This window comes from Dyadobacter koreensis, assembly GCF_900108855.1.
Lineage (GTDB): Bacteria > Bacteroidota > Bacteroidia > Cytophagales > Spirosomataceae > Dyadobacter > Dyadobacter koreensis.
The window spans coordinates 256,745-269,736 of sequence record NZ_FNXY01000007.1 but is presented as its reverse complement, the minus strand read 5'-3'; the positions used below and the strand labels follow the sequence as shown (position 1 = coordinate 269,736).

The window sequence follows — 12,992 nt, the reverse complement described above, 5'->3', positions numbered from 1 at the left end:
TAACTTTTCGTATAGCTCTTTACATTACCTGTATAATCCTAAAAAAGTTTTACAGCAAAGTTCTATAAAGCAAGTTGTCTACTTTTACATGTCACCGAATGGTTGATAAACCTTTTATATTTATAAATATGATAAATAATTTGGCAAAGTCTGATGGCTTAACCATCTGATTACGTGGCAAATTGACCACCGAACGATTAATGTTTATCAGTGGTTCGAAAAATATAGATCAATTATTTAACATAAGCAATTTCAACCAAAACGACATGTTCTTGATATCCGGATGTTGGTAATATGTGGTTTCAAATTCATGAGCTTGGGAGAGCTAATAGACAAATACCAAAGCTATTTATACTGCAAGATCAATAACCATTAATTCAGGTGCATAGCAATCACCACTCCAAACATCACTGCATTTTCACTGCAATGATTGGGCCGGGGAATATTTTAATTCATCTGACCGATGCGTCCAGACAGATGTGGATATTCCTGGGCCAGACGCTCCCGTAACTCCTGTCTTGCTCTGAAATAATGTGATCTGACCGTAGCATTATTCATATTCAGCAATTCTGAGATTTCGTTTAGTGCATAGCCATCTACGGCGTTCATTAGAAAGACCGTTCGGTATATAGGCCTGAGCTGCTGAATGACTTGCAATATTTCCTGTGTAGCAGTCTGATTCAGTACATCATCACTATCGTCAAGATCGAAGTCGGAAAAGTGGTCGAGTGAGACCCAGGCGTCATTGTATTTTCGGGTCTTACGATAGTGACTTATGGCGGTGTTTACCATAATAGTTCGAAGCCAGGCTTTAAAAGGATAATCAGGATCATATTTTCCCAGATTGTTAAATACCTTTAAAAAACCTTCATTTAGCACCTCTTCTGCTTCCTCCGGGGAGGCTGTATATCTGAAGCAAATACTTTTGCCATAACTGAAATACTTTTTAAACAGCTCGCGCTGGGCTGAGCGGTTACCGGCGACACATGCCTGTACAACAGACTGGAAGTTATGAGGATCAAATAAAATCCGATGTATGAAACTGTTCATCATGCTAAAAATTTTTTGTCCTGAATTAACCTAGTTGGGTCCTCGCTCTGCTGGTAAAAAGGCTCAATATGGCTAAGACAGCCAATGCCACTAAGATCCACGATGCATGACCAGCAGTAACATCCATGATTGTCGTTATCACGTTGGGTTTTGAAGTAATCCTTTCAATGATCCATCCGGTTGCGGCCGCCGCCGACAATAACGCTCCGCCAATCCTTAACGGTGAATACAGTTTAGTGCGGCTCAAAATCATCAGCCATGGAAACACTACCGCTATGACGAGTAACTGCATTAGCTCGATACCCAGGTTGAAGCCCAGTATGCTCATCCCAAGCTGAAACGAATTCAGGTTCAGATCAACGAGTGTACCTGCGAATGCCATGCCGTGGATAAGTCCGAAACCGGCTGCAACATAGGCCTCTTTACCCAAAAAAACAGGTCTGACCGCGTGGAAAGCGGATATGAAAATAGAGAATGCAATAAGAACTTCCACGGGCTGACCTGGAAAGCTAAACCACTCCAGCGCACCTGCCACAAGGGTGACCGAGTGTCCGATCGTGAATGCGGTGACGATTTTCAATAACCTGGCCAGACTGTAACGCACACCTCCAAACGTTCCCCATTTGCCGTCAACTGTCAGTAATGGTGCCGCAAGCAGAAGTACCAGCAAAAAAAGCAAATGGTCTGTCCCTTCGGCAATGTGGTGCATGCCCAGAACGGCTGTTTGTTTAAAACCTTGCCAAGTCCCGCCGTCACCCAGGCTGACTTTAAACGGATGGATGACATTGTTTCGGGTATCCCAGTCGATCACTCCCAACCGGATCGGCTCGCTGGCAAATACGCCGCCCTCCCAGTCCTGCCGCACAGAAATCAATGCGAAGTGTGTGGCAACCTGGTGCAAAATGATATCATAATTTAGAATAAATTCCCGGGTGCTGTAACCAGCCGGAGGCGTAAGCATCAGATCGGCCGTCAGCTCATAATAAGGCCCGCTGGGGCTCTGCTGAACCTGTTGCACCTGTAAATCATACAGCTTTACGATCCATCCGCTGCCATCGCTACTGATAGGATGGATATGGCTAAGCAGATATGCCGACAACTCAGGCCTTAGCCGGTTAAGCAATCCCAACGGATTCTTGTTGACATCATGTCCGAACGCCAGTTCGAGCTCATTTAAAGGCAGCTGCAACTCCATAAGTACCTGCTTGGGCTGAATATCAAGCAACACAACTGAATTAGGCATCGGGTGCGCGAACCCCTTTACAGAAAGTACAAAAACCAAAAGGATGGAAAACATCAGCCGTCGTTTTGGACGGCTGATGAAAATATCATTATACATGAAATGGCTCATTAAAGTCCGTTATAATCGCGCGTATGATCGCGATAAACAGCGTGGTAGTGGATTTCATTCTGATAAACCACACCAGATTGACAAACAAACTCGATCCACACACTTGGGCCGTCAATGCGCACATAATCCGCGTTGCTTGTCAGCGTTGCGTTTCCTGAATAGGATATGTAAGTCCCAGCCAGTTCATTTTCATATAGTTTCAGATTCGCAGTACCCGTAGCGTCATCCACATCATTGGTCCAGGGTTTCATAGCCGCCAGAACCAGAAGTTTCTGCGCATCCGATAACGTACTTACTGCAACACCCAGCTTGGTAGTCGGAAACTGTCCGTCTTTATTTGGGCCCAGGGAAACGTCACTGAAAGTAGTCGATAATTTCGCCGACGCCAATTGAGCTGTGCTCAGTGAAGCCAGCATGGCAGCCATCGCATCATGCTCCAAAGCCATGGGAGCATAGGTAGTCGTGCCAGAGGTCCAGTTTTTCGGCTCGATACCCTGGTGAGAAGGCGTTGCACTTGCCACGGCCCCTGCATTATAGGTGATATTCTGTGCATAGTGGTGACCCCCAAATTGAAGCATCCAGGTTCCTGTAACACTTGGTGTACCCAAAAAGGCGATGATATATTTACCAGAAGAATACCCGCTACCGGCCTTGGTCCCAAGCACATCGTCTGCTGCATTGACCTGTGAGAATTCATCATAACCATCGTTGGCTGTCGTTCCGGATGCAGCAGCGATCACGGCTTTGGCGGCGGTCAGCTGTGCAGCAGTCAAAGTACTAAATTCGAGTCCGTTACGAATGCTTACCCCGCCTGGCAAATTGGACCACTTGATTGCATTTGCCTTGGTAAAGTCAAGTTGAACGGTAGCCAGCTGTGTGGCCGTAAGTGTTGCCTTAAAGGCTTCTACAGCACAAACTACCTTGGCAACCGTTGTTGTGGCGCTACTGCAATCAACTGTACTGGTTGACGAAGCTGATACCGTAAGCGTCATTGTGCAGCTGATGCTGCCAAAACTGATCGCAAAACTGGCCGTTCCCGCAGAGGTTGGAGTACCTGCAATGGTAAAAGCCAGGTTGCCGGCACCACTTGCCAGTGTACCTGCCTGCAAGGTCGCGGTAAGCCCTGTCACTCCGGTAGACGAAATAGCGCTGCCGGCACTGTAAGCCGCAGCATTTCCTCCTGTGTAGGGAACCGTAGCTGTTCCTGAGTAGGCCGTTCCATTAATGGCAGTAGTTGAGAATGTCGCAGAAGTACAGGTCAGGGCAGTAATACTGGCATCCTCAGAAGTGACATCGTCATCGCTTTTATTGCATGCGAAAAGCATCGTTAAAAAAAGCGAAAAGATCAGCAGAGAGCAACATCTAGTAGCATTCATAGATTGTGAATTGATTGTGAACGTAAAAAATTATTAATCCGATTGTAAAGCGATTAACGCGTAGTACTGGAGGTTTCGAAAAAAATAGTGGCGAATCTGCCGAATGTTGTGACGAACTATCTGAATATGCTCTTAAAATACTCTTCATAACTAGCCCCGACAGGAATTTCTTCTTGGCCGATCTGAATATGTTTATTACGGAAGGATGCTACTTTATCGAGTGAAACGATGTAGGAGCGGTGTATGCGCACAAAGCCGTGTTCGGGAAGCTTTTCCATCATCGCCTTCATGGTAAGGCGCACAACGACAGGCTTCTGGCTGATAAGATGAATTTTAAGATAATTGTCAAGCCCTTCTATAAAAAGAATATCATTGATAGATATAGGGACTAAACCATAATCGACCCGAAAATAAAGTACCGGTGAGTCCGCACCGGATTTTTGCCTGGCACCCTGAAACATTTGTAATGCCTTATTCGCAGCCAGCAGAAACCTGTCCTGCGAAAAAGGTTTTAAAAGGTAGTCGACCGCATTAAGTTCATAACTTTCTACTGCATATTCCGCATAGGCGGTCGTAAAAATGACCATAGCCGGATGCGGGATGTTTTTAAAGAAATCGATTCCGGAAACGACCGGCATATGAATATCCAGAAATATAAGGTCAACCGGGTTTTCTTCCAGATACTCACGCGCCTGACCGGTTTTGATAAAGGTCTTTTGTAGGTCGATAAAGTCTGTCCTGCCGCAGAAGGTTCCAAGGATTTCCAGTGCAGGCCTTTCATCGTCAATGGCTATGGCTTTAATCATGTTAGTTCGAGGGATAGGCTCACCAGAAAATAGTCTGGCATACTTTCGATTGCTAATTTGTGTTTTTCCGGATAAAGACGCGTAAGTCGATCCTGCGAATTGGAAACACCGATACCCAAAGAATTTTCCATATTATTGATTACAACCTTGTTGTTGCGTACCAGCAGTTCAACGGCTGATTCTGACATTGAAATGCGGATATCTATTTGAGAGTCTTCTTCCGGGTTTACCCCATGCTTGAAAGCATTCTCTATAAATGCGAATAGCAGAAGCGGTGCAACCTTGCTCTGGCCCGGGCTTCCGGATAACTCATAATTGATCCGGACCGAATCCCTGAGCCTTGAAGACTGCAAATCCAGGTAATTGGATATATAATCGAGTTCTTTTGATAGCAGGACCTGGTTCTCTTTCGCATCCTTTAAAAGGTACCGCATGAATTCGGATAGCTTTACAATGCTGTCCGGTGCTTTTTCACTTCCTGTGACGGAAAGCGCATAGATACTGTTGAGCGTGTTAAAAAGGAAATGGGGATGAATCTGCGCTTTCAGGTTGGCCAGTTCAGCCTCGGTCTTATCACGTTCAGACTGATGAAAGCGTCGGTTCACCTGTAATAAAATAGAAAAAAGAATAACCACACAAAACAGGTAAATGTGGTGCCGGACCTCCATTATAAAGGGGCTCTGCGGTTTTCTGGGCATCCCGCCCTGCATCATCTGACTAGCCGGAGAAGGGCCTCGTGTATTCGCAGTAAAATCCTCACCGGTCAGTAAGGAAGGCAGAACAATGATCAGCACAAAGCTGATTGTGACCACAATGAAATAGTTAAGGTACTTTTTTCTGAAATAGATCCTGGGGATTATCAGATAATAATTAACATAAAAAAACAAGAGCATCAACACATTCGCGATCAGATCGCGCACAGTCGGACGGTTAAAGAAAGCGCCAGTTTCCTCAGGCGGACGTGGCGAAATCATCAACGGAAGCAGCACAAAGGCCAGACAACCGATGGTGTGATACAAGTATGTCCTGATTTGATTTTTCACAGTGTCTATTTCAAGTAAAAAGTGAGCGCAAGTTTAGCGAAAAATGGGCTGCCTGCAGTGAAATGTATTTCCTCAACCGGCTCTGCTTCATTTTTCAACCTGCTTTCGGTAGCGAACTGGGTCTCTTTCCACTTTGTATTTAAAATATTCATGACTGAAAGCCCAACAATATATCTTTTTTGCGTATAATTAATCAGGGCATCCGCTATGAAATAACCTTTTGCGACGATGCTGTAATCTTCATTGGCAGGGCGGTCGGCCATATAGCGGTAGCGCAGTGAGCCATTCAGACCGGTTGACCTTTTAAAAGTGAGCCCGCCCGTTGAGGTAAACACGGGTGCCAAAGGGATGTAATCACTGCCTTTTTCCTGATCAATTGCACGGGGTTTGGTGATATTTAAATCGCTATCAAAAAAGAGGTTTTTTGATAGCTGGTACCTAGCAGTCAGATCAATTCCTTTTCTTACTGATCGCCCGCTGGGCTCAACGACGCCTTCATCACCCACATAAACAAATTCCTGTTTGAGCCATAAATACCAGGCCGCTACGTTCAGAAATAATCTGGGTACTGGTTTCCAGTTCAGCCCAAGATCTGTGCCGTATGCCGGCGGCAGGATATCTTTGCCTTTTTGTGCTACCACAAGCGGATCGCCGCCCGCCCGCGTGTCATTGGAGTGAAAACCTTTTCCGGCATTCGCATACAACTGTACGTTCTTGAACGGTGAATAATACAGGTTGACTTTTGGAGATAATATTCCCGCCTTAGCTTTGCCATTTGCAAAAGTCAGCAGATCCTGATAGCGGTTAAAAAACTGGTCGTACCTTAGGCTTGCATTCAGGCTTAAATCGCTTCTTAAAATAATGGTTTGGCTCACATAGGCCCCAAGATTGGTTTCGTTTATGTTGCCAAGCATCAATCTTTGGGTTATTTCGGACCGGTTTACCGTTCTTGAAAGTTCTGTGCTATCGGTCAGGTCCTGCCGGTAGGTAATACCAAAGCTCGTCTCCGCCGGCATACCGGCCAGATACCCTGACTTCGTGTACGCTCCGTTATAGCCAAAGATGTTACGGTTTTCTTTTTGCCGGATCTGGTCCCCGTTGATAGAATCAACTAAAAAGAATGTGAAATTCGAAAACAGCTCAAAGTTGTAATGCGAATAGTAGACCTGGTTTTTGATTAATCCCCCATGACTTAATTCGGTGGTCAGTTTCAGGCTCAGATTAGTCCTTGAAGTTTCACCGCCTTCCTTGTCATCGATTGCACCAAAGTGCGATATCAGCCCGGATGCTACGGCGCGGTCGTGTATTTGTCCGGAATGGTTCCATTTGGAATAAAAGCGCGATGCGGACGCATTTAAATAGGTATTGTTATTAATTTTTTTGTTGTATTTGGTGATACCATTGACCCGTTTGAAATGCTGTGGAGAATCAAAATAACTGTTGCTGAAACTATATTCCCCGGCCACATAGGCAGATTCTCCTTGCTGCTTTTTCGTCTCCGACAATAAGTTAAAAGCTGCCATCCCCCGATAAGTATCAAACTGCCCGGCTTCCACTTTGAGAAAACTTCTGTCGAGCATATCCCTGGTCCGAAAATCAACCCAGCCGGCTGTGGTGAAATTCCCTTTTTCAGCGGTATATGGTCCCTTTTTAAAATTCACATTTTCAATTAGTTCGGGTATGATAAAATGAAGATCCGCATAGCCTTGGCCATGCGCGTGTGATACCATGTTAACGGGCATTCCATCGGCACTGATACTAATATCGGTACCGTGGTCAATATCAAAACCCCGCAGAAAAATCTGTTCTGCTTTTCCACCGCCTGCATGCTGGCCAATAAACAATCCCGGCACCATTCTGAGTACTTCCTGGGAATTGTTTATCGGGCGAAGTTTAATATCAATCGAGCTGATCAGCTGCTGCGTATGTGCGTGAGGTGCCTGAACTTTTAGTTCAGAAAGTTCAATGGCGCCCACATTAAGGAAGAAGTCCAGGTTTGTGGTTTCTGCATCGGAAATTCTAAAATCTCTGCTTACACTTTCAAGACCCAAAGAAAACACGCTTGCCTGATAGTTTCCTGCATCCATTCCTTTAATCTTAAATTCCCCCAACTCATTGGATACCGCCGAAAACTTTGTTCCGGCAACTATAATGGTAGCCGAATTAAGAGGTTTTTGAGTCACAGCATCATAAACGTGCCCTTGCAGCGTCCCTTGGTGCGCGATAACAGCATGGCTTAAAAAGAAGAGAAATAAAAGAGGTATCTTCGAACTCAAAGTCATCGTATTGACATGTTTATTAATATACAAGGTTAATGAATGATTCGAAGATCGCAGGCAAATAGTGACTAATAAGCTGAATGTTGTGGCGAATATATTAGTTGGTCTATTTTACGGTTGGGTTGGACTTTCCTTTAGTAAAGTTGATTGCCCCGGTTTTCGAATCAGCTGCTGAGACTTTCAATTCGTAATTTGAAGATATTAATGCGATTGGATTAAGTAATTGCGATTTTAATTCATCTACACGGCGGCATAATACGTTGTTTAATTGTGATGGTTCATAACATTCACTACACTTACAAAACCACCTTGGATTTCTGTAAAAAGTTATATTCGTATTTTTTGTATTGAGGGCCTCCCAATTCTTGGACAGCTAAAACTGGAAAATCGGGTCGGTATTTTCCTCTTTTTTCACCCGCATCACGATCTCATCAGGAGCCGTCCGCGGCTGCGGTTAAATTTCCCAATGAACTATGTGGCCTAAAGCTGTTATACTCTTGTCGCCAACTTTCAATTTTTTCCTGTGCATCTTCAAGTGATAAAAACCAATGTGCGTTTAAGCACTCATCCGCGCGGCGTCCGCTCTAAAGCTACCGTTAAAGGACTCAATAAAAGGGTTATCCGTTGGTTTTCCAGGCCTTGAAAAGTCAAGCGTAACGCTGTTATCATAACACCACTTGTCCAGCGCTTTTGAAATAAATTCAGCACCGTTATCGACTTGAATCCGATTGGGGACAGCTAAATTTACAATTTTTAGCTGATTCATCACAGCAACAACATCTTCTCCTTTTAGCGATTGGCCGACATGGATCGCTAGACACTGCCGGCTAAAGTTATCGACCGCGCGGCGGACCGCTACAGTTAAAGCCCGGATTTTTCGGCCGTCAAAGAGCTGATCTGCTACAAAATCCATGCCGCGCGGCGTCCGCTCCAGCTTTGATGAATATTGGAAAGCTGTGGTCTGTCAAGCCGCTGTGAAGCAGCTCTGCTTCGTCTTGGACGCTTGCTGCGCAGGTTTAAACCTTCTTCTTTGTAAACCCTGTACACCCTTTTATGGTTGTCTCTCCAACCTTCCCGCCTGAGTAAAACATGAATTCTTTGATAACCATAACGAATTCGGACCTGTGCAATTTCCCTATTCGATGACGAATAGCAGAATCGTCTCGACGATGCGGTTTATAATACCAGCAAGATCGCTGCAAGCAAACAACAGAACATGCTCGCAGGACGGCAATCTGATAATTTTTCATTAAGCTTGCGGCCAGCGTCCGTTTCTGGGCTGGCCTTAAAGCTTTTTTTTGAGAATATCCTGTAACATTTGCTTATCCAGGCTCAAATCTGCTACAAGCTGTTTTAATTTTTGGTTTTCCTCTTCCAACTGTCGGAGTTTTCGTAGCTCTGGAACACCAAGACCGGCGTACTTCTTTTTCCAGTTATAATAGGTAGCTTCGCTAACACCCATTTTCCGGCAAACTTCTGCCACCGGGACGCCGGTGTCTGCCTGGCGCAGCGCAAAAATGATCTGCGCTTCACTAAATTTCGTCTTTTTCATAAGCGATTTTTCCGATCGTTAAATTATCAAAATCGCCCGATTTTCTCTAGATTTTATTGTCCAGTTTTCCGGGGGGAGGTCAGACGATATCGATCCCGCCAAGTACAAAATCTTAAATTATTTTAAAATTATACAGAAAATACTTGAAGGTTAACGATTAATAACATTACTTTGTCTATTGAATTAGTAGAGTATATTCTCGTGTGTCAAGGGCCAGGATGAAAGCTATAGCGTTCCATGCAAACTTTAATCATCTACGAATTAATGTCTATTTAATTTATAGAACAAATCAATTTTAATCAGTATTAAAAATTAGTTAAAGTAGTATTAAACAAGAACCGCCCTGCCGGACAATTCGATTTCGCAGATCGAATCAGGCAGAGCGGAGTAGATTCAATCGTCTAAATTAAATCAATCAAATGTATGCATTTTATTACTCTTGAGTCAAGACCTCTTGCTGCCAGAGGCCTTGTTATTAAAAGAAGTATGGTAAGTTTTGCTATAACTCTTTTAATCTCTGTTCTACAAATTTCTGCTTTTGGACAAACCAACGGCTCTGGCGGCATTGTATTAAGCGGAAAAGTGACGGATGAAAACAAAGAACCTTTACCCGGCGTAAGTATTCGTGTGCACAATACGGGTTTAGGTGCTGTTTCAGATGTAGATGGAAACTTCAAAATTACCCTTTCCAAACCTAACGAACTCCTGACTTTTTCTTTTATCGGATATAAGACGCTTCAAATAAATTCAGGTAACAGAAGTACAATAAACGTTGAATTAGCAGCCGATCACAAACTATTAAACGAGGTTGTGGTTGTAGGATACGGCACGCAGGAACGTAAAAACCTGATCGGATCCATCAGTAAGATCGATCCCGCTGAAACCAAAGGAATTCCTACCGGAAGTTTTGATGCACAGTTGCAGGGAAAAGTCGCAGGTGTGCAGATTTCAAGCAGCACGGGCGTTCCTGGTGAAGCGATCAATATCCGGGTTCGCGGCGCGACTTCTATCAATGCAAGTAATGATCCGTTGTATGTTCTGGATGGTGTTTTTATCAACAGTACCAGTAATCAGACTTTCAGCACAGGTGGAAAAGCAACATCCCCAATTGCCGATATAAATCCTTCAGACATTGAAAGTATTGAGGTATTAAAAGATGCCGAAGCAACAGCACTATACGGTTCGCGCGGGGCAAATGGTGTTATCATCGTAACAACCAAACGTGGTAATTATGATCAAAAAGCCAAGATCAATTTCAGTACTTCGCAAGGTTGGGCAAAAGCAGCCAAGCTTTGGGATCTGACCACTGGCCCAGAACATGCAACGCTGGTAAATGAATGGTGGATCAACACAGGAAAAGATACGCCTTCCCTGAACAGAACCGAAGCCAACAGACCTTTTCGCCCGGTTTCGGAAGGAGGACGCGGGTTACCGGAAGAGCAAAAAACGTATGATCGTTTAAGTGAAGTTTTTCAAACGGCTCATCTTCAGAATTACGATCTGTCGCTAAGCGGTGGTACAAAAACGACAAAATATTACATTGGAGGGGGTTACAATGGTCAGGAATCAATTCTAAAACCGATCACTTTTCAAAGAGCGAGTTTCAAAGTTAATCTTGATCAGAAAGTTAATGACGCCGTTACGGTTGGTGTAAGCAATACTTTTTCACGCACTTTTAGAAACCAGGCAAGAGCCGGGGACGGACCGGCAGGGGGACTTCTCCAGGCCGCGCTTCATACGCCGACTTACCTGTCGCCAACAAATGAAAATGGTGAGCTGGTTGGCCGTGCAGGTTTTGACAATACTACGCTTTTGTTAAAATATTACGACGTAAATTCGACGAGTCTTCGCTACATCGGTAATTTATATGTCGAAGCCAATATTCTTCCGAACCTAAAATTCAGATCCAGTTTTGGTATTGATTATAACAATTACGATGAATCCGAATATTGGAATACTTATCTTATCGCTGGCAGTCCCAGCGGACTTGCTACTTCGAGCATCGGTCAGTATACAACGTGGATCAACGAGCAAACACTTTCCTACCGTAAAAACCTGGGTGCAAAAAGTTCTTTCGGAATTCTGATAGGTAATACATTGCAAAGTTCTGTTTCTTCGCGTACTGCCGCGGAAGGACGCGGTTTTGCAAACAATTCTTTCACACAAATTTCCTCAGCTGCCGTTACAACAAGTTCTCAGAACTGGAGTAAAAATACTTTAACTTCCTTTTTCGCAAGAGCAGATTACAATTATGGCGGAAAATATCTGGTAGATGTCAGTGTCCGCGGAGATGCCTCCTCACGTTTTGGTAAGGACAATAAATGGGGTTATTTCCCGGCTGTTGGTGCTGCATGGCGTATCAAACAGGAAGATTTTCTGAAAGAAACGCGTGTGATCAGTGATCTGAAACTTCGCACAAGTTATGGTATCACCGGTAACCAGAACGGTATCGGAGATTTCGCCGCACGTGGTCTTTGGGCGGGTGGTTCTTCCTATGAAGGTCTGCCCGGAATTGCTCCTCAGCAGCTGGCCAATCCAAATTTGAGATGGGAAAAAACAAGTCAGCTTAACGTAGGTCTTGACCTAGGTTTGTTTGATCAGAGAATTACTGTTGAACTGAACGCATACCGAAAATATACTTCTGACGGTTTGTTACAGGTTTCTCTGCCCGGAACAAGTGGTTTTAATACCTATTGGAGCAACGCGGCGGAGATCAGTAACAAAGGGTTTGAATTCAGTATACAGACGGCCAACATCAGAAAGTCTGATTTTACCTGGACAACAAATTTTAACGTAGCAAGAAACGTAAACAAGATTGAGAAACTTGCCAATCCCCTACGCTACGGTAGCCGTGACCTGATCTTGCAGCAGCAGGGTACACCACTTTATTCTTTCTGGGTTTACAAACAGCTTTATGTTGATTCACAGACGGGAAATACGGTTTATGAAGATGTAAACAAAGATGGTAAAATCACAGTTGATGACCGTCAGGTTTATGGAAGTATCTGGCCAAAATTCTTCGGCGGTATTACCAATAACTTTACTTATAAAGGTATTGACCTGGGCGTATTTTTTGCTTTTCAATATGGAAACAAAATTTACAACCACAACAAATTCTTCGGAGAAGGTGGTGGAGCACGTGATGCGGCCAGGGTGATTTTTGCCAGCAATAATGCCAGATGGCAAAAACCGGGTGACGTTACCTACGTGCCAAGACCAGATGGTGTAAACGTCAATAACTACCGCGACGGTGGCAGTCGCTGGCTTGAAGACGGATCATTCCTTCGCCTCCGCTCACTGAATCTTGGCTATACCATACCAAAAACACTTACCAACAAATTAAGAATTGAGACACTTCGCTTGTTTTTACAAGGTGCTAATCTGCTGACGTTTACAAAATACACCGGCCTTGATCCGGAATCGAGTGCAAGCAGTGCGGCCAATCAGCAGGGTATTGATTTGGGAACGCCTCCGCAGCCCCGTTCGATCCAGGTTGGTCTAAACATCACGCTTTAATCAGCGAAGCAGAAATTAA

At 44.3% G+C, this 12,992-nt stretch carries 7 protein-coding genes and 1 pseudogene; 1 reads left to right on the top strand and 7 read right to left on the bottom strand.

All coding sequences use genetic code 11. The features are described 5' to 3' along the window. Positions 1–447 precede the first annotated feature (447 nt). The 7 genes and pseudogenes from BMY70_RS22530 to BMY70_RS22500 form a co-directional block, all read right to left on the bottom strand. Entirely contained in the window at positions 448–1,053 is a 606-nt protein-coding gene (locus tag BMY70_RS22530) for an RNA polymerase sigma factor (protein WP_310590653.1), read from the bottom strand. Positions 1,054–1,075: 22 nt separating this feature from the next. Then, entirely contained in the window at positions 1,076–2,347 is a 1,272-nt protein-coding gene (locus tag BMY70_RS22525) for a HupE/UreJ family protein (RefSeq protein WP_229209736.1), read from the bottom strand. Between the two features lie 53 nt (positions 2,348–2,400). After that, complete coding sequence (locus BMY70_RS22520; RefSeq protein WP_229209735.1) at positions 2,401–3,726, bottom strand: DUF3500 domain-containing protein; 1,326 nt, start codon at positions 3,724–3,726, stop codon at positions 2,401–2,403. Positions 3,727–3,893: 167 nt separating this feature from the next. Then, entirely contained in the window at positions 3,894–4,583 is a 690-nt protein-coding gene (locus BMY70_RS22515; RefSeq protein WP_090338544.1) for a LytR/AlgR family response regulator transcription factor, read from the bottom strand. Further along, a complete protein-coding gene (locus BMY70_RS22510; RefSeq protein ID WP_143072147.1) occupies positions 4,580–5,626 on the bottom strand; it encodes a sensor histidine kinase in 1,047 nt (348 codons plus the stop codon). The genes BMY70_RS22515 and BMY70_RS22510 overlap by 4 nt, the downstream gene beginning before the upstream one ends. 5 nt (positions 5,627–5,631) lie before the next feature. Next, complete coding sequence (locus tag BMY70_RS22505; RefSeq protein ID WP_090338542.1) at positions 5,632–7,908, bottom strand: TonB-dependent receptor; 2,277 nt, start codon at positions 7,906–7,908, stop codon at positions 5,632–5,634. A gap of 428 nt (positions 7,909–8,336) precedes the next feature. Next, a pseudogene (locus BMY70_RS22500) lies at positions 8,337–9,457 on the bottom strand (IS3 family transposase). 423 nt (positions 9,458–9,880) lie between these two features. Here BMY70_RS22500 and BMY70_RS22495 point away from each other — a divergent pair. Then, the gene (locus BMY70_RS22495) at positions 9,881–12,973 is read left to right on the top strand and encodes a SusC/RagA family TonB-linked outer membrane protein (RefSeq protein ID WP_229209734.1); all 3,093 of its coding nucleotides are present in this window, start codon (positions 9,881–9,883) and stop codon (positions 12,971–12,973) included. Positions 12,974–12,992: the final 19 nt, after the last annotated feature.

Coding starts and splice junctions, on each gene's coding strand:
- BMY70_RS22530 (WP_310590653.1), bottom strand. CDS start 1,053: ATGATGAACAGTTTCATACATCGGATTTTATTTGATCCTCATAACTTC.
- BMY70_RS22525 (WP_229209736.1), bottom strand. CDS start 2,347: ATGTTTTCCATCCTTTTGGTTTTTGTACTTTCTGTAAAGGGGTTCGCG.
- BMY70_RS22520 (WP_229209735.1), bottom strand. CDS start 3,726: ATGCTTTTCGCATGCAATAAAAGCGATGACGATGTCACTTCTGAGGAT.
- BMY70_RS22515 (WP_090338544.1), bottom strand. CDS start 4,583: ATGATTAAAGCCATAGCCATTGACGATGAAAGGCCTGCACTGGAAATC.
- BMY70_RS22505 (WP_090338542.1), bottom strand. CDS start 7,908: ATGACTTTGAGTTCGAAGATACCTCTTTTATTTCTCTTCTTTTTAAGC.
- BMY70_RS22495 (WP_229209734.1), top strand. CDS start 9,881: ATGCATTTTATTACTCTTGAGTCAAGACCTCTTGCTGCCAGAGGCCTT.